This is a genomic window from Lysobacter alkalisoli (assembly GCF_006547045.1).
GTDB lineage: Bacteria > Pseudomonadota > Gammaproteobacteria > Xanthomonadales > Xanthomonadaceae > Marilutibacter > Marilutibacter alkalisoli.
The window spans coordinates 1,860,382-1,882,202 of the sequence record NZ_CP041242.1; the positions used below are offsets into that span (position 1 = coordinate 1,860,382).

Annotated in this window: 15 protein-coding genes; 13 read left to right on the top strand and 2 right to left on the bottom strand. The window is 63.4% G+C overall.

The genetic code is table 11. The features are described 5' to 3' along the window. Positions 1 to 151 precede the first annotated feature (151 nt). From FKV23_RS08010 to FKV23_RS08055, 10 genes are all read left to right on the top strand, one after another. Positions 152 to 2,314, top strand: coding sequence for a type I secretion system permease/ATPase (locus tag FKV23_RS08010; protein ID WP_141623385.1), 2,163 nt, complete (start codon positions 152 to 154; stop codon positions 2,312 to 2,314). Beyond that, positions 2,311 to 3,732 carry an HlyD family type I secretion periplasmic adaptor subunit gene (locus tag FKV23_RS08015; RefSeq protein ID WP_141623386.1) on the top strand — a complete coding sequence of 474 codons (1,422 nt, stop codon included), beginning with the start codon at positions 2,311 to 2,313 and terminating at the stop codon, positions 3,730 to 3,732. Before FKV23_RS08010 ends, FKV23_RS08015 begins: the two co-directional genes overlap by 4 nt. 94 nt (positions 3,733 to 3,826) lie before the next feature. Continuing rightward, entirely contained in the window at positions 3,827 to 4,915 is a 1,089-nt protein-coding gene (locus FKV23_RS08020) for a 2OG-Fe(II) oxygenase (RefSeq protein ID WP_141623387.1), read from the top strand. Then, positions 4,912 to 5,358: a DUF2628 domain-containing protein gene (locus FKV23_RS08025; protein ID WP_141623388.1), complete on the top strand. Its 447-nt coding sequence runs from the start codon at positions 4,912 to 4,914 to the stop codon at positions 5,356 to 5,358. Before FKV23_RS08020 ends, FKV23_RS08025 begins: the two co-directional genes overlap by 4 nt. Positions 5,359 to 5,418: 60 nt before the next feature. Next, on the top strand, positions 5,419 to 5,946 hold the full coding sequence (locus FKV23_RS08030) for a hypothetical protein (protein ID WP_141623389.1): 528 nt from the start codon (positions 5,419 to 5,421) through the stop codon (positions 5,944 to 5,946). A 1,269-nt stretch (positions 5,947 to 7,215) separates the two neighbouring features. After that, positions 7,216 to 7,989 carry a hypothetical protein gene (locus FKV23_RS08035; protein WP_141623390.1) on the top strand — a complete coding sequence of 258 codons (774 nt, stop codon included), beginning with the start codon at positions 7,216 to 7,218 and terminating at the stop codon, positions 7,987 to 7,989. Positions 7,990 to 9,046: 1,057 nt separating this feature from the next. Then, the gene (locus tag FKV23_RS08040) at positions 9,047 to 10,486 is read left to right on the top strand and encodes a Wadjet anti-phage system protein JetA family protein (RefSeq protein ID WP_244244134.1); all 1,440 of its coding nucleotides are present in this window, start codon (positions 9,047 to 9,049) and stop codon (positions 10,484 to 10,486) included. After that, a complete protein-coding gene (locus FKV23_RS08045; RefSeq protein ID WP_141623391.1) occupies positions 10,483 to 11,145 on the top strand; it encodes a DUF4194 domain-containing protein in 663 nt (220 codons plus the stop codon). Before FKV23_RS08040 ends, FKV23_RS08045 begins: the two co-directional genes overlap by 4 nt. After that, positions 11,132 to 14,551 carry an SbcC/MukB-like Walker B domain-containing protein gene (locus tag FKV23_RS08050; RefSeq protein ID WP_141623392.1) on the top strand — a complete coding sequence of 1,140 codons (3,420 nt, stop codon included), beginning with the start codon at positions 11,132 to 11,134 and terminating at the stop codon, positions 14,549 to 14,551. The genes FKV23_RS08045 and FKV23_RS08050 overlap by 14 nt, the downstream gene beginning before the upstream one ends. 86 nt (positions 14,552 to 14,637) lie before the next feature. Further along, entirely contained in the window at positions 14,638 to 15,753 is a 1,116-nt protein-coding gene (locus FKV23_RS08055) for a Wadjet anti-phage system protein JetD domain-containing protein (RefSeq protein WP_167285098.1), read from the top strand. Positions 15,754 to 15,769: 16 nt separating this feature from the next. Here FKV23_RS08055 and FKV23_RS08060 read toward each other — a convergent pair whose 3' ends face one another. Next, entirely contained in the window at positions 15,770 to 17,839 is a 2,070-nt protein-coding gene (locus FKV23_RS08060) for a copper-transporting P-type ATPase (RefSeq protein ID WP_141623394.1), read from the bottom strand. Positions 17,840 to 17,994: 155 nt separating this feature from the next. Further along, the gene (locus FKV23_RS08065; RefSeq protein WP_141623395.1) at positions 17,995 to 18,393 is read right to left on the bottom strand and encodes a heavy metal-responsive transcriptional regulator; all 399 of its coding nucleotides are present in this window, start codon (positions 18,391 to 18,393) and stop codon (positions 17,995 to 17,997) included. A 91-nt stretch (positions 18,394 to 18,484) separates the two neighbouring features. On the opposite strand from FKV23_RS08065, the gene FKV23_RS08070 reads away from it, so the two are divergent. The 3 genes from FKV23_RS08070 to FKV23_RS08080 all read left to right on the top strand — a co-directional run bounded on the left by FKV23_RS08070 (position 18,485) and on the right by FKV23_RS08080 (position 21,821). Further along, the gene (locus FKV23_RS08070; protein WP_167285100.1) at positions 18,485 to 18,931 is read left to right on the top strand and encodes a CopL family metal-binding regulatory protein; all 447 of its coding nucleotides are present in this window, start codon (positions 18,485 to 18,487) and stop codon (positions 18,929 to 18,931) included. 113 nt (positions 18,932 to 19,044) lie between these two features. Continuing rightward, positions 19,045 to 20,847, top strand: coding sequence for a copper resistance system multicopper oxidase (locus tag FKV23_RS08075; protein WP_141623397.1), 1,803 nt, complete (start codon positions 19,045 to 19,047; stop codon positions 20,845 to 20,847). Continuing rightward, positions 20,844 to 21,821: a copper resistance protein B gene (locus FKV23_RS08080; protein ID WP_244244135.1), complete on the top strand. Its 978-nt coding sequence runs from the start codon at positions 20,844 to 20,846 to the stop codon at positions 21,819 to 21,821. The genes FKV23_RS08075 and FKV23_RS08080 overlap by 4 nt, the downstream gene beginning before the upstream one ends.

Sequence of the window (21,821 nt, forward strand, 5' to 3'; positions counted from 1 at the left end):
CCGGCAGGTGGGCGGGGGCTCAGATGGCCGGTCCTGGGGCCATGCTGGATGCTAGGAAATGCCTATCATTTCTACTTGACTTCCCGCGCCAGCACGGGGGATGCTTTATGGCTGGGAGGGGCGAGGAAGGCCACCAACAGGGAATGTGCCAATGACAGGGGGAAGTGCGGCCCTTTCCGTGGTGGAAGGCGGTCCTGCTAATGGCCAGCCAGACTTGGCCCTGAAGGGACTGGTTCTGCTTGCGCAGTTCCATGGCGTATCTGCTGATGCTGCGCAGCTGGCGCATGAGTCCGGGCGCAACGGCGAGCCTTTCGACGAGACTGCGTTGCTGTTGGCCGCCAAGAAGCTCGGCCTGAAGGCCAAGGTCGTCTCCCAGCCCGCATCCCGCATCGGGATGGCCAGCCTGCCAGCCATGGCCCTTGTGCCCGAGGGCGATGCCTTCATCGTTGCAAAGGTCAGTGGTGACCAGGTCGTGATCCACGATCTGGCAGAGAAGCGGCCGCGAGCCGTCTCGCTCGATGAATTCGAGAGCCGCTATGCTGGCCGCCTATTGCAGATCGCTTCCCGTGCCTCGGTGCTTGGCGAACTGGCGAAGTTCGACTTCAGCTGGTTCATCCCGGCAGTGGTCAAGTACCGCAAGCTGCTGCTGGAAGTTTTCATCGTCTCTTTCTTCATCCAGCTGTTCGCGCTGGTCACGCCGTTGTTCTACCAGGTGGTCATGGACAAGGTGCTGGTGCACCACGCCATGACGACGCTGCACGTCATCGCCATCGGCCTGATTTCGATGGCGGTGTTCGATGTCGTGATGACCGGGCTGCGCACCTACGTGTTCGCCCATACCACCAGCAAGATCGACGTGGAGTTGGGCGCACGCCTGTTCCGGCACGTGCTCGCGCTGCCACTGGCCTATTTCGAATCCCGCCGGGTGGGCGACACCATTGCCCGTGTCCGTGAGCTGGAGAACATCCGCAGCTTTCTCACCGGCCAAGCGCTGACTTCGGTGCTGGACCTGTTGTTCACCGGGGTCTTTCTCGCGGTGATGTTCTGGTACAGCGGCTGGTTGACCCTGATCGTGGTGCTTTCGCTGCCAGTCTATGCGCTGATCTCGGCTGGCGTCACGCCGGTCCTGCGCAAGCGTCTGAACGAGAAATTCGCCCGCGGTGCCGATAACCAAGCCTTCCTGGTCGAAACGGTCAGCGGCATCGGCACTGTCAAAGCCATGGCGATGGATCCCCGGATGACCCGCACCTGGGACAACCAGTTGGCCGGGTACGTGAGCGCCGGCTTTGGCGTGACAAAGGTGGCGACCTTGGGGCAGCAGGGCGTGCAGTTGGTACAAAAGCTGGTCAGCGTGGCGATTCTGGTCTGGGGCGCACGCTTGGTCATCCAGGGCGAACTGTCGTTGGGCCAGTTGATTGCCTTCAACATGCTGGCTGGTCAGGTGGCGGCGCCGATTGTCCGTCTAGCCCAGCTTTGGCAGGACTTCCAGCAAGTTGGCATCTCCGTTGAGAGGTTAGGCGACATTCTCAACACCCGTACCGAGCAGCCTGGCAGCCGCTTGGCATTGCCGCCGATCCAGGGACAGGTGACCTTCGAGCGGGTTTCGTTCCGCTATCGCCCTGACACGGCCGAAGTCCTTTCCGACATCAACCTGGACATCCGTCCCGGTGAGGTCATCGGCATCGTCGGTCGCTCCGGATCTGGCAAGAGCACGCTGACCAAACTGGTCCAGCGGCTCTACACCCCGGAGCGGGGCAGGGTCCTGATTGACGGCCATGACCTGGCTCTGGCCGATCCGGCCTGGCTTCGCCGCCAACTGGGCGTGGTGCTGCAGGAAAATTTCCTGTTCAACCGCAGCATCCGCGAGAACATCGCCCTGACCGATCCGGGCATGCCGCTGGAGCGGGTGATCCACGCCGCCAAACTGGCCGGTGCGCATGACTTCATCGTCGAGTTGCCCGAGGGCTACGACACACGGGTGGGCGAGCACGGTACCGGCCTGTCCGGCGGCCAGCGCCAGCGCATCGCCATTGCCCGCGCCCTGATCACCGACCCGCGCATCCTGATCTTCGACGAGGCCACCAGTGCGCTCGACTACGAGTCCGAACATGCCGTCATGGCCAACATGCGGGCGATCTGCCGTGGACGCACGGTGTTGATCATCGCCCACCGGCTGTCCACGGTCCGGCAGGCCAATCGCATCGTCGTTGTCGAGAAAGGGCGAATCGTCGAGTGCGGCACCCATGCCGAGCTGGTCGACCGGCCGGACGGCCACTATGCCCACCTCCATCGATTGCAGCAGGGGCCGGCATGAAACATGTCTTCCAGGGAGTGGGAGATTTCGTCTCCCGCTACGTCGGGGTGTTCAAGTCCGCCTGGTCGGTCCGCCACCAGCTGGAGCCCGTCAAGCGCACACCGGATGAATTGGCCTTCCTGCCAGCCCATCTGGAGTTGATCGATACCCCGGTATCGCCTCTGCCGCGCTGGACGATGCGGGTCATTATCGCGTTCTTCTGCACGGCCCTGCTGTGGGCGATCCTGGGCCATCTGGATATTGTGGCGGTAGCACCGGGCAAGACCGTGGTCAGTTCCAGGACCAAGGTGGTGCAGCCGGCCGAAACCGCCGTGGTTCGCCGCATCCTCGTGCAGGACGGCGAAGCGGTGAAGCAGGGCCAGGTGCTGATCGAGCTCGACGCCACCGCCACCGGGGCCGAATACACACAGGCCAGCGAGTCATTGATCAACGCACGGTTGGCGGCCCTGCGTCTGTCGGCATTTGCCGGTGCAATTGACGCCGGGCAGCCACCGGAATTGGCCGATGCGCCGGACCTTCCGGCGACGCGGCAGGAAGCCGAACTGGCGCTCGTCACCAGCCAGTTCGAGGCCTACCAGGCCCGCAAGCAGGGGCTGAGCGCCGCAATTGCCCAGCGCCGGGCCGAGTTACAGACCCTTCAAGCCACCCTTGCCCCATTGGACGAAACCGCCCGCATCGCCCGGACCCGAGCTGAGGACTATGCCCAGTTGCTGGAAGGCAAGTATGTGGGCCGCCATGAGTACCTCCTGCGCGAGCAAGAGCGGATCGCGGCCGAGCGCGATCTCGCCACCCAGCGCAACCGCATGCAGGAAGTGCGTTCGGCCCTCAGCGCGGCGCAGGAAGAGTTGCGCCTCCTGATCACCGACACACGACAACAGGCCCTCGATGGCCTGCGCCAGGCCAACGAGCAGGTGGCGCAACTGAGCCCGGAGGTCAGCAAAACCGGTCAGCGTGACCGTCTGATGGAACTGCGTGCCCCGGTGGACGGCACGGTGCAGCAACTGGTCGTGCATACAGTCGGCGGCGTGGTGACCCCGGCACAACCGCTGCTGGCCGTGGTACCCAGTGAGGAGGGGCTGGAAGTCGAGGCCACCATCCTTAACAAAGACATCGGCTTTGTCCGCCCGGGCCAGTCGGTGACCGTCAAAGTCGAGAGCTTTCCCTTCACCCGCTACGGCTATCTCGTCGGCACGGTCGAAAGCGTGTCGCACGATGCTGCGCAGGATGAGCACATGGGCTTGGTATTTCCGGCCCGGGTCAAGCTGGACAGCACGCAATTGACGATCAACGGCGTGCCGGTGCAACTGACCGCAGGCATGAGCCTGAGCGTGGAGATCAAGACCGGCAAGCGGCGGGTTATCGACTACATCCTGAGCCCGCTGCGGCGGCATGCATCCGAAACCTTCCGGGAGCGCTGATCCGATGAGCGAATCGATACGATCGGACCAACAAGAGTCGGTACCTGCCGTAGCGAGCCCCGGAGGGCCTTGTCAGACGTCCGACTCCCGGCGCATGCCGCGTCCGGGAGAACCCGCCCCCTGGTTCAAGGCACGCTCGCCGGTCAATCCGAATTTCAGTTTTGACACTGCAGCCGGACGCAGGATCGTGTTGTTCTTCTTCGGCTCGGCCGCCGATATAGGGGCACATCGGGTACTTGAAACGTTACTGGCCTGCCGTGAGCGGTTTGATGACCGGGATTGCGCCTTCTTCGGTGTGAGCGTCGATCCGGAGGATGAGCGCTCGGGCCGGATCCAGGAGCATCTTCCGGGCTTCCACCTGTTCTGGGATTTCGACCAGGCTGTCAGTCGACTGTACGGTGTGACGGGCGGCACCGGATGCGGAAACCGCTATCGCCCGACCTGCTTCGTATTGGATGAACGCCTCCGGGTGGCGGCGGCCGTCCAGATTGCCGGATCGCCCGAGCGCATGGTCGAACAAGTCATGCAGGCACTGGGCGCGCTGCCGCCGTTGCAGGCCGAGCAGTTGGTCGATGTGCCCGCTCCGGTGTTGATCGTACCGCGCATATTCGAGCCCGGGCTATGCCGGACGCTGATCCAATACTACGAGGAGCGGGGCGGCGAGCCGTCCGGGTTCATGCGGGATATCGACGGCCAGACCGTGCTGGTGCACGACGCGCGCCACAAGCGTCGATGTGACCGGACGATCGAGGACGAGACCCTGCGCCAGGTGTGCATGCATCGCATCCATGACCGCTTGCTGCCGGAGATCGAGAAGGCTTTCCAGTACCGGGCCACACGGATCGAGCGCTACATCGTCGCCTGCTACGACGAGCAGAACAGCGGTCACTTCCGTGCCCATCGCGACAACACCACGCGCGGCACGGCCCATCGGCGCTTTGCCGTATCGATCAATCTCAATGCGGGCGAATACGAGGGCGGGGTACTGCGTTTTCCCGAGTTCGGCTGGCAGATGTACCGACCACCAACGGGTGGGGCGCTGGCTTTCTCGTGCTCATTGCTACATGAGGCCACGCCGGTGACGCGCGGTAAGCGTTATGCCTTCTTGCCATTTTTGTATGACGAACAAGCCGCTGCGGTGCGAGCGAGCAATAGTCGAAGTATGCAGTTGGAGACCCCATGAGCGACCCATACAACTCCTACGGATCGTCCCTGCCACCCGTGGCGCCAGCCGCCCCCAGAGCCGTTGCCATGCCGCAACCACACCTCGACAGAATCTCGGAACTGAATGTGTCCGATAGCTGGAAAAGAAAACTCAGGCTGATCGAGAAGGCCGGCGGTCCGGACTTTCCGAATCGCCGCAACCTAACCGCTCGTGAACGCCTTTCGGCTGGGTTCAACGTTCTCGCGTTTCTCTTCGGCCCGATTTATCTCGTCATCAAGGGGCTTTGGCGTCAGGCGATTGTGTATGTATTGCTTGTTATAGCCTTGGCTTTGCTGCTTGAAATGATGGGGCTTGGCAAACTCATGCGTGGTATTGGCTCCACCTTGAGCATCATTTTCTCGATGAGGGCGAATGCCGGTTATTACGCAAAGGTCGTGCTGGGGAAAGCCTCTTGGGTGTAGTGATTTTCCTTCTTTCTAGCTGCGTGGGCGATTTAAATGATGAGTTCCAACGATAAAGACATGGTGACTGCCTCCTTAAAGATCTATTTGGTCATGTGTTTAACTTTGTCTGTGCTAGGGGTTGGGCCGGAAGCTGTTGCCGACATGGTCGCTCGTGTAACGGAAGGTAAGACCATGAAGACGCTCGCGTTGATCAACGGAGACCTGTCATACCTGCCCGGCTATGTCGGAACTATTGCCTTGGCGTGCCCCGTCATATTTGCGATTTCTTTAGCTCACTTCATTCGAAAATCAAGAACAATTCCGATTAATGCAAATGAAAAGTGGCTCGTCGCCTTTTTTATTGTTGGCATTGCTATGGCCGCATGTGGAATCTACGTTCCAATCGAAGGAATTAACGATGCGACTCCGCACCCGCGCCTGATAAGGATGCGCATATTTATCGATGCAATCTCTATGAATAGAGTGTCAGCAGGGATCTTTTATTTCGTATTTTTCTTCGGCGGCAGTGTGTTTGGAGCAATGTCCTGCCTGTGCATAGTGGAATTAAAGAGGCGCATATGGAAAGAGGCGGCGGCGCGAGGATAGACGGCTCCAGAGACACTTTCTGAAAGCTGAGCGCGGGAATTCCTGACATAGGATGGGACAGCTCCCTAATGTCAGGGAGTGGTCGATATTCAATGCTCGATAAGCGTCAGAGACAAAAGGATTGAGAAATGATGCAAGACAGTGCCACATGGATCGAGCGCCACATCATGCAGGCAGCCTTGGGCGCTACAAACACGCCGCAATCACACCCTGTGCAACTGCAGTTCGGCCTGGGCGCGGACCGTTTCCGTGCTAAAATGGAAGCCAAACGGAAAAGGTTCGCGGATGTACATCCTGCGCCTCGGCCGCGTAAGCAGACCAGGGAGAGTGTGCGATGAGACGATTCACGAAAGTGTCTCTGGCACCGTTTTCTTGTCCTGGCGTTTGGTTGACCCTGATTGTCGGAGTCGTATGGCTTGCTGGCTGCGCAAAGCACGGAAATCCTGAGCCTCCGGAATACGAAATAAATCCAGCGCCGACGGAAGAATACAAGATTACTGTTGAGGCTAGCGAGGCGATCTTGCATGGAGCGATAGTTGAAGCGCAGTACGTCATATCCAATAACAGGGAATGCGCCCCATAGATCGTGGAGCGGCCGTCGGCGGCCTCAGGGTTCAACATCGAGCGCGTCTTGAAACTAATTCTCTTGTAGGCCCCTCTGGAAAATCGATACACCTGCGGATATTCAGCGATAAGATCACGCCATCTGATTACTGGGGGCTTGGCGTGTGTAGTTGGAAGCTATTAGCACTTCAGGTTAACAGTAGAGATGGCGCTGAGCATCTATTAAACATACCTGGCGATGATGTTATATATGAGCGCGGGGTCAAGTGGATTTGCCATCCTCGGACCCAGTCGCGCCCTACCTTCAAATGTTTTATGCAAGGAGACGGGGCTGGCTCACGTGAATTATCTGACCCTTTCGGTAATAGAATTGACGGCATAGCGATCGTTTCAATATCAGAGAGAGTCCAGGAATGACTGTTTTACTGACGTTTAAGCAAGCTTTTCGAATGCGGCCTACGATTCAAGCCTAAAAAGACACTTTTGAAGGCAGAGCGCGGATGAGATGGGACTGCTCCCTGATGTCACAGTCGCAGGCGATGGAGAAAGCTGGTTGCATGCAAGCCCCGACCTTGCCGGCGTACTACAGCACGTGGTCCAGCAAAGATGTCCAGCTTCGAAGGGTCGATCTCACGGGACTCGGCTTGGCTGAACATGGCGCTAATTAGGATCGTCTATCAGTGCCGGGAACAAAGGAGTAGGTGAATGATGCGAGCCCGTGTTGGAATTTTCGAAGCTCCCAGGCCGGCAGGGCGGAGTAGGGGAATCAACTTAGTTCGCCTCCTTTCATGCTTCGTGGCCATTCCGATTATCGTGACTGCCTGTGATGATGCGCGAGAACTCAAGAAAGCGAACAAGGAAATGGAAACATGCGTGATGTCACTCGGCCTTAAGAATCGCATTATAGAAAAAGGAATTCACTCCAAAGATGAGGTGGAGGCCGTTCTGTCCAGATATCGTTACGATGCCGATAGGGCGTGCTTTGCTCAGCGATGGTCTTTCCCTGAAGGGGTCTACGCCTCTGTAACAACAAGCAACTGGATGTCCGGGGAATCGCTCAGAGTATCTTTCATGAGGTTTGACCCGGCACTATCCATGCAGACTCGAGACAGTGTGCTTATAAGGCCGGTCGGGGGGCATCTGGAATTTTCGAGTATATACGAGTTGGCCTTTCAGGAAAGGGCTGGGGAAAAGATCGCCGTCATCGGGGACGGAGTTGACGTGTATCAAAGCAAACTAAGCAATGCAAGCACATGGGTTCATATTGCTGTCGAACGAGAGCTTTATGCAACCGCAGTATTCGAGAAGGGTGAGGTTCTGAATTTTGCGTCCGCCAAAGGTTTGGCTCAGGTAGGTGCAGATTTTAAACCTGGCTACGAGATTCGATACAAAATACCAGCTAAGCATGCGCCATTCATCAGAGAGATAAACTCCAGCATCAAGGAGTCAATCGAGTCTTTCATGCTACCGAAAGAATGATCACGGAGGTCATACGGCATGTCCCTTGGAACCACGGAAACAACCATCAGCGCAGAGCAGTACGAAGAGCTTCATAAACTCATAGACAACTAATAGACAACAATGATGCGGCTACGGAGACCTGGGCATCGCCAACAAGCCCGTCCCGCCCCCTGATGACCCGCTTTTAGCAGGGCTCTTTCAGCTGCTCCCATCCATTTTCGAGGCGCTTCATTCGGCGACCCTGCATGCACTTTTCGCCGGGCCGTAGTGGGGCAGGTTTGGCACGGGCGGGGCGTTGGGGCACTGGTGCTGCGACTGGCAAGCTTTGACGCATCTGAGTCTCTATGCGTTGTGTTTCGGCCTGCAGTTCGGCTAACGCTCTGTTGGATTGAACGCGAAGGTACGCGCCGACCACAATCGAATGCAGCAGCATGCCGAGGAACACGCCCAGGGCGATTTGCCACCAGATGTGCGGGGTGCTCGTTGACGAGGTTGATTGGGTGACGCTACGACTTCGGAATTCCAGCCGTTCGGCTTCGGCTGGGTTAAAGGTTGGTTCTGGCATGGTTCCCCCTGCGGCCTCCGTGGCCGCGATGAGGTTACCTCAGTCGGTGAACATGCGGCCATGCCGCCAGAGCCACCTATCGAGCAAGTGCGGCGGCACCCAGTCGCCATGGGGCGACACCAGCCGGGCGCGTGTGGTTGTTGTAGATCACGCGGCGATGCAGCTGCGCGGCACAGTGTTCGGCCCGGTGTCCAGCACGGCGGCCTTAGCAGTAGGTCATCCATGGAATCCGCCCCCTGAAACGGACCGGGGACCGTATCGGTCCCCAGTGCGTATTGCTGTTGGATCAGGCCGCAAGGGCGGGTCGGAAAATTCCTACCCACAGCATCCGCCACAATCGGCGAATACTTCGCATAATGCATATTATGTAAATTATGTAAAATATGTTCAGTCTCCGGCCATCAGGACCGCTTCCGGTCTCGGCGGATGATCCCGCGCAAGGCTATCCTTCCCGCTTCCGCCGGGCATGTCCCGGCGAGTTCCTTCCCGGGTTCTCCGCAGGTCCGATTCTTGATCGAGAGCACTTCAACGCCACCGCTTTTCACCGTGTTGCCGGACGGTCTGTTCGGGCCACTGGCGTCTCCCAACCGTCATCACCACTGGCATCTGTTGTGCCGGCTGTTCGAGGAGTTCTTCGGGCCGGACGCGCCGATGCCGCCCAGCATCGGCCTGCAACGGCGTGAGATCACGTCCGCGATCGAGCGCTATCTGCTGACCGACGACCCGTGGGAAGACGAAGACGGCGTGACGCCGGATACGCCACTGGCCATGCGGGCGGCCAACCTGTACGACCGGTTCCGCGATGCGGGCTGGCTGCGCCAGGAGCGGATCGGCGCGCGAGAGATGGTGTCGATGACACCAGTCGTATCACAGTTCATTGCGACGCTGGTCGAGTTTACCGAGCGTGGACCGACCTTCCTGAGTGCGAAGATCCGTTCGATCGAATTGCAGTTGCTTCAGGTCGTCGAAGGCAAGGCCGGTGGCGACATGCTGGACGAGGCCGCGCTGCAGGCCCGCCAGCTGTTGTCCAACGTTGCCGCCATCAGCGTGCAGGTACGCGATCTGATGCCGGAGTTGAGCAGGGCCGAAAGTACGGCCTCCTTCGCCCGGCAGCTGTTCGAACGCTATGTCGGAAAGCTTTTCGTCGGCGACTATGCGGACCTGCACAAGGATGACCATCCCCTCGCCCGCCGCACTTCGATCCTGACGATGGCACGCGAGATCGAACACTCGTCGCTGCGCGGCAGCATGATCCAGTGGTACAGCGAACGCACCACGGGCGGCGACAGCGTGCGTGCCGAGCAACGCCTGCTGCGCAACCTACGCAGGCTGCAGGAGATCGACCGCATCGACGAGTATCTGCAGAGGCTCGACGATGACATCCGCCAGGCCAACCGCCGAGCACTGGCCTTCCTGGACTACCGTCTGCGCACTCCGGACCGGCTGGACAAGCTGCTGCGCCGGGCCTGCCGTGGCGTGCTGTCCGCGCCTGGGGAGGCGTTGCGCCTGCCGGTGGCACCGGGTCACTTGTTGGAAGAACGCCGCCTGCGGCCGCCTGTCCGGCGTCCGCAGCCGATTCCGCGCACGGCCAACAGCACCGCACCGCCAACGCCCGAACAGATCGCCCGGCTCAACCTGCTGCGACAGATGAAGCGGGTTCGGCTGGTGTTGCCCGAAGACCTGGTCCGCTATCTGGACCGGCATTGGGACAGTTCCGTCCGCCTCGACTCCCAGTCATTGCGGGTCGACAGCATCGAGGACTTCCGTGCCTACCAGACCCTGGTCACGCTGGCGCTGCGCAGCCATCGTGCCGGAGGATTGCGGCGCGACGATCCACTGCACCGGATGCTGTGCGGCTTCCGTATCGAACTGGTCGACGGTGAACGCATCCGCAACGATCACCTGCACTCTCCCCGTTTCGTCCTGCACCGGACAAGGAAGGCCGCATGAAACGCTCCTGGGCCACGTTGAGCCAGCTCACCAATGGCGTCCACACCCCGCAGGATTTCGAACGCGCCGCCTACCGGCTGGTGACCGAGCAGGTCCTGTACAGCTCGGACCGGCGCTCGCGCACCGCCTACCATCTTGTCGAGAGCTGGTACGACGATTTCAGCGCCGCGCTGGAGCCGCTCGGCATCCGTCTGGAGCGCAACGCGCATTACCGCTATGTCGTCGCCCTGCCCTCGCATGCCGAAGGCGTGGCAGTGACCCTGGACGAAACCCTGCTGGTGCTCGTGCTGCGCCAGCGCTACGACGAAGCGATGCGGCAGGGAATGGTGGAAGAGGATGGCGACGTGATCGTCGAACTGCCCGAACTGCAGGAAGCCTACCCGGTGCTGACCGGTCGGCAGATGCCCGAGATCGGTGCCCTGCGCATTCTGCTGCGTGCGCTCAGGCGCTGGTCGCTGTGCCGGACCGAAGACTGCGAGCCCGACGATCCGCAACCGTTCCGGATACTGGTGCGGCCGGCCATAGTCGAGATCATCGGCGCGCAATGGCTGCAACGGCTCGACCAGCACAATCGCGACGATGATGGCGAGGACGCCGGCGATCCAGACCGGATGGAAGTCGAAGACGCCCAGCAGGAGGTCGGCGATGTACCAGCTTGAACGCGTCCATCTGGTCCAGTTCTTCCTGTTCCAGGCCGAAACGCTGGAGCTGGACCTGACCACCGCGGTCATCGCTCCGAACGGTGCAGGCAAGAGCGCGCTGCTCGATGCCCTGCAGATCGTGATGCTCGGCGGCGACCGCAACCAGATCCGTTTCAACGCCCAGGCCGGAGGCAGTCATCGCGCGCGTACCATCCGCGACTACTGCCTCGGTGTCTATCGCAGCGGAGACGATGGCCACGCAAGGCGCACGGCCACCACCTACATCAGTCTGGTATTCCGCAACAAGGACAGCGGCGATGAGCTGACGGCAGGCATTGCGCTCGGCGCCTCGCAGGCCGAACCGGACCATCGCGTGCATGGCCGTTATCTGCTGCCCCGGGTCGCGCTGACGCTGGAGGACCATCTCGAGGTCGTTGGCGGAGACCAGCTGCCTCTGGAATGGTCGCGCTTCCAGGCGCTGATCACGCAGCGTTGCAAGGCGGCCGGCACGAGAGCCGAGCTGCACCCGGCAGGCGACCGCTTCGTCAAGGACATGCTGCACCGGTTGCGGCCAGGCCCGACCGCGTTCCTCGATGCGACGGCATACCGCAAGGCCTTCCAGAACGCCCTCAACCTGCAGCGCGTTCATGACGTGGACCTGTTCGTGCGCACGCTGGTCGCCGAAGAGCGGCCCACCGAGATCTCTCGCTTCCGCGCCCTGCTCGACGGCTTCCGCCAGATCAAGGAGAAGATCGAACAGGTGGCCCGGCGCATCGCCCAGGCCGAAGACGTCGAACAGCACTATCGAAGGATCGCGCAGCAGGCCGTCCGTGCCGCCTCCTGCCGGGCACTGGGAGCCGAGTATCGCCGCGACCTGCATTCGGAAACGGTGGATGCCGCCGAACAGGCCCTGGAAACTGCCGGCTCCACCCTGCGCGAGAAGCGGCGCGCCCTCGCCCAGGCCCGCAGCGACCGCGAAACCGCGCGTCTGGCCGCGGAAGAAGCCGGCAAGCGCCTGCAGGGCACCCGCGGCTACGGCGAGCAGGCTTCCTTCGAGCAGATGGCGCGCCCGTATCAGGACCAGCTTGCGCAGCTGAAGAGGACGCTGATGCGCGAGGCCGGCTATGTGCGCGATCAGTTGCAGGCGGTCGGCCGGCTGGGATTGCCGGCCGTGGATGCGAACCTGCTGGCGCTGGCCATCGAACCGTGGCAAACACTCTTCCAGCAACTGGCCGTACTTGCCGGTGATGCCGCGATCGCGGCCTCGCCGGATGAACTGCACGCCACGCTGCGTACTGCCATCGAGCATGCGGCGCCCTTCTTCTCCGCAGTGGAAGCGCATGAGCGCGAACGCCACAACGCGCTCGAGCAGGCGAAGCAGCGTGCCGAGTCCACCCGCCTGAACCTGACCCGCCTTCATGCCGGCAAGGCCGAATTGCGGCCCGACGTGATGCGCCTGATCGGCCATCTGCAGGATGCCGGCATTGCAGTGAAGCCGGTCTGCGACCTGGTACGGGTGACCGAGCCGTCGTGGCAGCGCGCCATCGAAGCGTATCTGCGCAGCCATGTCGAGGCGCTTCTGGTGCCGGCCGAACACGAAGAGCAGGCCGTCGCCCTGTACCGCCGCCTGCAGGGCGTATACGGCGTGAAGCTGGCCCTGGCCAGTCATGCACGGCGCAATACTGCCGAGCCCCAAGACGGACAGGTGGCCGCCCTGCTCGATAGCGACAATGCCGATGCCCTCGCCTACCTGCGTCGGCAGTTGGGCGACCTGCGCTGTATCGATACCGATACCGAAGTCGTGCGTGCACGCCACGGGCTCAGCCAGGACGGCCTGGTCGCCAAGGGTGGCGGTGTCGAGCGGTTGCGCCTGCCATCAGCCGGTGAGCTGAAGATCGGCAGCTCCGGCAATCGCGAGCGCGCCCGCCTGCTGCGCGAGGAACTGGAAGCCGATGAAGTCCGGATCCGCGAGCTGGAAGCGCAATGGCGCCCCGTCCACGCCTGCAGCACGGGACTGGGCCGCATCGGCAGCGCCGATGAAGTGGCCGACGCCGCGCATGCTCTGTTGCTGCAGCATCGCGAGGCCGAAGCCCGCTATCGCGCACTGCAGGAAAGCCGTGCCGCGCACGAGGATCCCGACCTGATCCGGCTGAGCGAGCAGGTACGCGACGCCGAACGGCTGCGCGACAGCCTTGATGCGCAGGTCGAGCAACTGGTGCGCGAGGAAGGCATCGCCGAGGACAAGTGCGGTGCCGCCACGCGGTTGCTGGAAGCGTTGCAGGCGCAGGGCGAGACCCTGGCCCGCGAGGCCAGCGAAGCCTTCGGCCATCCCGACGTCGACCCCAACCTGGTCGAACAGCAGCGCGAGGACCTCGACGAAAAACTTCCGGGCCTGTCCGAGCGTGTCGAGCGCTGCCAGGCGCGCGCCCACGACAGCGAGAAGCAGCTCGAACGCCTCAATCCGGAAGCATGGAGCCGTCTGCAGCAATACGCCAAAGACCACGCCGTCGAGCTGGACATGGCCGCGGACGAATGGCGTCGTGCCAACGAGTTGCTGCAGGGCGAGATCGCCTACCTGAAAGGCACCGAACTGGTGCAGCACCAGAGTGCCGCTGAGGAGGCCTATCACACCGCGGTGGACACCTTCCGGGCCAACGTCGCCTCGGCCCTGTACGACAACTTCACCCGGCTCCGGCAGCAGATCAATACGCTCAACCGCACCCTGCGCCGCAGCCCGGCGTTCTCCAACAACGAGCGTTACGAGTTCAGATACGAGGTCGCGCCCGAGTTCCGCGACCTGCACCGCTTCATCGGCAAGGCTGCCGAGGTAGGCGAAACCGACACGCTGTTCGGCACTGCCGGCGAGGTGCCCGCGGCGTTCCGCGAAATCATCGAGGGCGACGTTGCAAAGGGGGCCGGCACGCCTTCCCCGCTCGACGACTATCGTCGCTTCTTCAATTTCGAGGTGGTCATCAAGCAGGAGGACAGAGTGATCGGCACGCTCAGCGAGCGCATGCGTTCCGGATCCGGCGGCGAACACCGCGCGCCACTGTACGTGATCGCCGGTGCCGCGCTGGCCGCGGCCTATGGCAAGGGAGAAGGTCAGTTGGGCGGGATCGGCGTCATCATGCTGGACGAGTTCGGCGACAAGATCGACGCCCAGAACGCGCGCGCGACGACCAACTACCTGCGTTCGCTTGGCTTGCAGCTGATCCTGGCCGCGCCCGACACCGCCCAGGGCACCCTGTCGGGCGTGCTGGACAGCTACATCGAACTGTTCCGCGACGGCCCGCACCTGCAGGTCGAAAGGGTCGGCGTGGAGGAGCGCGGACGCGAACTGCTGGCCAGCGACCAGTTCCTCGTCCACCCGCACCTGCTCGACGAGGAGGTCGCCCGCGTCACCGCCGAACAGGCCGCCACATGACGCCCGCCGAGCAGACGCTCATCCGCCTGTTGAGACGTGGTGAGCGCGCGAGATCCAAGGGAGGCGGCGAGCGGGCAGCCCTTGCAATGACACCGGCCTCCTGCCCGGAGTACGGCAGACTGGAATCGCTTGAAGCTCGCGAAGCCTTCCATGCCCGGATCGCACTGGCCGAACGCGAGGGTGCTATCGAGGTCGAGCGGGCGCGCTTCGGCGAGGAACGCCTGCTCCGGCTGCGCCTGGCGGATCTCGACCGGCTGGCGGCGCATCTGGGCATCCGCTTGCTGAGCGATCGCGTTGGCGAAGCGGCAGCCATGCTCGACACCGCGACGGGCGACTGGCCAATCGTCGCCTCCGTGCTCGAAGCGTGGCGGCTGGGACGCAAGGTCCGTGGCAGCGGGCCCGAAGCCGCACGCGACCTGTTCGACGCGACAACCGTTGCCGGCGACCGCATCCACGAGGAGCGCGATGAGCGCCTCCTGCGCCGCGAGAGCATCCGCCTGTTCGACGACAGCAAGCGGCTCGAACGCCTGACGCCTTGGCTGGATCTGTTGCTGGCCGGCGATCTGGCTCCCTCCGGACTGTCCAGGGAGGAGGTGTGGGCCTCACTGGGCCTGCGTCGCGCACCGCAACCGATGCTGGTTTCCGGCGTCGGCACGGTCGTACTGCGGGGCGAGGCAACGCCCGCCACCCTGCCCCTGGTCAGGCCTTATCTGGGGCTGCCGATAGAAGCGGTGGAAACCGTTGCCGCCCGTGCGCGCTACGTGCTCACCATCGAGAACCTCGCCAGCTTCCACGATGCGGCAGCCGCGGTATCGCTACCCGGGCATGCGGATGGCCTGCTGATCTATACCGCAGGCATGCCCTCGCCCGCCTGGCGGGCACTGTATGGCCGGATCCTTCGTGCACTGCCCACCGGTACAGCCGTACTGCATTGGGGCGATATCGATGAGGGTGGTTTCCGGATCGCAGCGAGCCTGGCTTCGGTCGCCGCCGATGCGGGCCGCCCGCTCCTTCCCTGGCTGATGTCGCCTTCCGACCTGGCCACGAGGCCGGAAGGCTGCACTCCGCCCACTCCCGCAACATTGCGCAGGATGCAGCACTGGGCACGACGCGCTGGCTGGGCATCACTGGCGTCCGGACTGGAACTCGATCCACTCGAACTGGAGCAGGAGGCCCTGGCCCCGGTGTTCCCGATGGCCTGAGCCCAGGCCGCGCGCCTCAACGCCGCAGCCGCAACGCGTTCCCCACCACCGACACCGACGACAGGCTCATCGCCAGCGCGGCGATCATCGGGCTCAGCAGCAGGCCGAACACCGGGTACAGCACGCCGGCGGCAATCGGTACGCCGATGGCGTTGTAGAGGAACGCGAATCCCAGGTTCTGGCGCATGTTGCGGACGGTGGCGCCGGAAATCTTCCGCGCACGCAGGATGCCGCGCAGGTCGCCCTTGACCAGGGTCACCTGGGCGCTGGACATCGCCACGTCGGTACCGGTGCCCATGGCGATGCCGACATCGGCCGCAGCCAGCGCAGGCGCGTCGTTGATGCCATCGCCCGCCATGGCGACCTGGCGTCCTTCACGTTTCAAGCGCCCGATCAGGTCGGCCTTGCCCTCGGGCCGCATTTCTCCGTGGAAGTGCTCGATGCCCAGCGCGCCGGCCACGGCACGCGCCGTCGTCTCGCCGTCGCCGGTGGCCATCACGATATGGATACCAGCGGCTTGCAACGCCTGGACTGCAGGTCCGGCCGACGGTTTGACCGGATCGGCCACCGCGACCAGTCCTGCCAGCCCGGCATCGACCGCCAGGAACATGACGCTGGCGCCCTCGCCGCGCATGCGTTCGGCTTCATCGCGGAGCGATGACGGATCGATACTCAACTCCGACATCAGTGCGGTGTTGCCGAGTGCGACTTCGCGACCGCCGATCCGTCCACGCACGCCGATACCGGTCAGCGATTCGAAATCGCCCGCGGATTCAAGCGACATGCCACGTTCGCGCGCCTCGGTGACGATCGCAGCTGCCAGCGGGTGTTCGCTGCCCTGGTCGAGGCTGGCCGCGATCCGCAGCACCTCGTCGGAATCGAAGTCGCCTGCGCCGATGGCATCGTGGAAGGCCGGCCGGCCTTCGGTCAGCGTGCCGGTCTTGTCGACGACCAGGGTGTCGATCCGGCGGAACCGTTCGATCGCCTCGGCATCTCGGAACAGCACGCCGACGTTGGCGGCGCGGCCGGTAGCGACCATGACCGACATCGGCGTAGCCAGTCCGAGCGCACAGGGACAGGCAATGATCAACACCGATACCGCATTGAGGATCGCGAATGTCCATGCCGGTTCCGGGCCGAACAACCCCCAGACGACAAAACTGGCCAGCGCCACCGCCAGTACCGCCAGCACGAACCAGAACGCGACCTTGTCGGCCATCCGTTGCATCGGCGCGCGTGAGCGCTGGGCCTGCGCCACCAGCTGCACGATCTGCGCCAGCACCGTGTTGCCGCCAACCTCGTCGGCACGGATGACCAGGCTGCCGGTACCGTTCATCGTCGCACCGATGACCTTCGCATCGACACCTTTCTCCACCGGGACCGGCTCGCCGGTCAGCATCGACTCGTCGACCGAAGAGCGCCCTTCGAGCACGGTGCCGTCGACCGGAACCTTCTCGCCGGGACGTACCCGCAACCTGTCGCCGGCCTTGACCTCATCCAGCGGCACATCCTCCTCCTGGCCATCGTCGAATATCCGCCGCGCTGTCTTCGGCGACAGCCCGAGCAGCGCCCTGATCGCGGCCGACGTCTTCGAACGTGCACGCAGTTCCAGCAACTGCCCGAGCAGCGTCAGCGACACGATCACCGCGGCCGCTTCAAAGTAGACCCCGATACGCCCGTGTTCATGGAACGACGCCGGAAAGATTTCCGGCGCGGCGGTGGCGACGACGCTGTAGCCGAACGCCGCCGATACGCCGATGCCGATCAGCGTCCACATGTTGGGACTGCGGTTGCGGACCGACTGCACGCAGCGTACGAAGAAGGGCCAGCCCGCCCACAGCACGACCGGAGCGCTCAACGCCAGTTCCAGCCAGGTGCGGACATCCACGGTGATGAAAGCAATGTGCTGCCCGAACATGGCCAGTACCAGCACGGCCAGGGTCAGCGGCAACGTCCACCAGAATCGTCGGCTGAAATCATGCAGCTCCGGATTGTCTTCCTCGTCGGCCGTCGGCATCTCCGGTTCCAGCGCCATGCCGCATTTCGGACAGGTGCCCGGGCCGACCTGCCGCACTTCGGGATGCATCGGGCAGGTGTAGATCGTGCCTGGAGGCGCTTGATCGATGTTCTTGGTTTGATCCGGCTTCCCCGCCCCGTGACAGCACGCATGCTCCCCGCTTCCATCGTCATTTGCAGCGGCATGATTGGCGCGGTGGGAATTCCGGTCGTTGGCCTGCATGCTCATGCGTCATCTCCCGCAAGGGCACCAAGGATCGGGCATTGCTGCAACGCACCGTGCCCGGGGCATGCGTCGACCAGTTTCCGCAATCCGTCACGCATGCGCGTCAGTTCGGCCAAGCGCCGCTCGACGTCATCCAGCTTCGCCGTGGCGGCGGCTTTCAGGGTGCCCATGTCGTCCTCATGGCGTCCGGACAGGGCCAGCAGCTCGCGGATCTCGACCAGGGTGAAGCCCAGCGCCTTGGCCCGTCGGATGAACCGCAATCGGGCGACGTCATCGTCCGAGTAGTCGCGGTAGCCGGATGCCAGCCGGTGCGGCGCCGGCAGCAGGTCCTGTCGTTCGTAGTAGCGGATCGTATCGATGCCGAGTGCGACGCGCCTTGATAGCTCTCCAATCTTCATGTGAAATCCTGCTGGTTCAATGCTCGCGGCGAGTCTAGGGTCTGGACCATGGTCCAGAGTCAAGCCGATGTCACGGGAAGTTGAATGGGGCATGGCGCGCGCCGCCCCTCGATCTTGCATCTTTGCCCCCGCGGCGCGACCCTATTGCCCCGCCCGTTCCATCGTCCGCTTTGCGATGTCGCTGACTTCCCACCTGTTGCGCCTGTTGCTGATCCTCGCGATCGGTATGAACGCGTGGGCGGCGCCGAAGCATGGGTTCGCGATGACCGGCGCCGGCGCAGCCCATGAGATGGCCACAACGGCAGCCGACTCACACGAAGGCTGTGGCGGCATGGATGCCATGGCCGAGGAGCCACAGCCTGACGAAGGCTGCTGCGCGGGCGATGCCTGCCAATGTGAATGCATCCAGGCGTTCACCATCGCCCCCGGGTTCCGTGGCCTCTCCTGGCCGCTTCCATCATCCGCAGGTGACGAGCCCGTCCTGTCCGCGATCGCCGACACCCGCCTGTCCAGACTCAACCGGCCTCCAATCTGCTGACGTGCCGCTGGGGCCGCATCGCGTCCCCATGCCCGCTTCAATACCCGGACCGCACCCAGGGCCTTGCGCCTTCAGCGGCCTGCCGGGTCGCACTCAGCTACCGGAGTTCATCCATGCATTCGCGTATTCCGCGCGTCGCGCAACCGGCACCCGATGCCGGTCGCAGACGCTTTGTTACATCGACACTGGCACTTGGCGCCGCCGGTGCGCTCGGTCTCTGGCGCTTGCCCGGCGCGGCCGCTTCCGCGCGCGGCCCGCAGACCCTGACCGGCGCCGATTTCGACCTCGCCATCGCCCCCTCCCCCGTCAACCTCACCGGTCGCGCGCGCACTGCGATCACCGTCAACGGCAGCCTGCCGGCGCCGATCCTGCGCTGGCGCGAGGGCGATACGGTGACCCTGCGCGTCGCCAACCGCCTGCGCGACGCGATGACCTCGATCCACTGGCACGGCCTGTTGCTGCCAGCGAACATGGACGGCGTACCGGGCCTGAGTTTCGAGGGCATCCATCCGGGCGAGACCTGGCAATACCGCTTCAAGGTCCGCCAGTCCGGCACCTACTGGTACCACAGCCATTCGCTGTTCCAGGAGCAGGCCGGCCTGTACGGCGCAATCATCATCGACCCGGCGCACGACCGCCCCCTGCCCTATCGTTTCGACCGCGAACACGTCGTGCTGCTGTCGGACTGGACCGACATGGAGCCGGCGGCGCTGTTCCGTCGACTCAAGAAGTACGCCGAGTACGACAACTACTACAAGCCGACCGTCGGCGATTTCATCCGCGACGCGCGACGCGACGGCCTTGCCGCGACCCTGCGAGACCGCAAGGCCTGGGGCGAAATGCGGATGACGCCGACCGACATCTCGGACGTCAACGGCCACACCTACACCTACCTGATGAACGGCCAGGCGCCGGACAGCAACTGGACCGGCCTGTTCAAACCCGGCGAGAAGGTACTGCTGCGCTTCATCAACGGCTCGGCAATGACCTATTTCGACATCCGCATCCCGGGCCTGAAGATGACCGTGGTCGCCGCCGACGGACAGCCGGTGCACCCGGTCAGCGTCGACGAGTTCCGCATCGCCGTGGCCGAGACCTATGACGTGATCGTCGAACCGTCCGGCCAGGATGCATACACGATCTTCGCCCAGGACATGGGCCGTACCGGGCATGCCCGCGGCACCCTCGCCACCCATGTCGGCCTGGACGCACCGGTGCCCGCCAACGACCCGCGCCCGCTGCTGACCATGGACGACATGGGGCACGGCGGCCACGACATGTCATCGATGAAAGGCATGGAAGGCAGCTGCGGCGCGAGCATGAAAGGCATGGAGGGCGGTTGCGGCGCGCACATGGGGCATGGCGGGCACGGCAGCAGTACGGCCATGCAATCCCACCCGGCCAGCGAGCAAGGCAACCCGCTGATCGACATGCAGACGATGACGCCGGCCCCGAGACTCGACGATCCCGGCATCGGCCTGCGCGACAACGGCCGTCGTGTGCTGACCTACGCCGACCTTCGCAGCGCGTTCGACGACCCGGATGGACGCGAGCCCTCGCGTGAGATCGAGCTGCACCTGACCGGCCACATGGAGAAGTTCGCCTGGTCGTTCGATGGCCAGAAATTCATGGATGCCGAACCGTTGCGGCTCAACTACGGCGAGCGCATGCGCATCGTGCTGGTCAACGACACCATGATGACGCACCCGATCCACCTGCACGGACTGTGGAGCGACGTCGAGGACGAGGACGGCAACTTCATGGTCCGCAAGCACACCGTCGACATGCCGCCGGGCACCAGACGCAGTTACCGCGTGCGTGCCGACGCGCTCGGACGCTGGGCCTACCACTGCCACCTGCTCTACCACATGGAAGCCGGAATGATGCGCGAAGTCCGGGTGGAGGAATCCGCATGAAAGCCATGCCGACGAAAAGCGCGGCTCTCGTTCTCGCGTTGCAGATGGCGTTGGCGAGTACGGCTCAGGCGCAACACCATGGTCATCACGGCCACCACGCTCCGGAAGAGGCGAAGTCCTCTTCGCAGTCCGATCCGCATGCGGGACATGAGCCTCCCAAGCAGGCGGCGGCGGACGGCCACCACGACCACAACCAGCACGACCACGCCACCATGCAGCATGCCGACCATGCCGCCATGGGCCATGCGACACCGGCCGGGCAGCCTCGCGAACCGATCCCGCCGGTGACCGATGCCGATCGCGCCGCCGCTTTCCCCGACATCGGCCACAGCATGGAGCACGCGTCGTCGTTCAACACCTTCCTCCTGTTCGACCGGCTCGAAGCCACCCGTGGCGACGGCATCGACGGCCAGGCCTGGGAGGTCACCGGCTGGGCCGGTGGCGACATCAACCGGTTGTGGCTGCGCAGCGAAGGCGAGCGCGAGGGCGGGCGCACAGAATCGGCCGACATCGAACTGCTCTACGGCCGCAGCATCTCGCCCTGGTGGGATGTGGTCACAGGCATCCGGCACGAGACCCGCCCCGGCCCGTCACGCACAGCCGCTGCATTCGGCATCCAGGGACTGGCGCCCTACATGTTCGAAATCTCGGCCACCGCCTACCTGGCTGAATCCGGGCACAGCCGCCTCGCACTGGAGGCCGAGTACGACGTGCTGCTGACCAACCGGTTGATCCTGCAACCGGTGGTCGAAGTCGAATTCAACGGCAAGGACGATCCGACGCGGGAGGTCGGCTCCGGCCTCAGCCGCACCGAGTTCGGCATGCGCCTGCGCTACGAAATAAGCCGCCGCTTCGCGCCCTACATCGGCGTCGTTCGCGAACGTGCGTGGGGCAACACGGCCGACATCCGTCGCAGCCACGCGGAAAGCACCAACGACACCCGTGCCGTCGCGGGCATCCGCATCTGGTTCTGA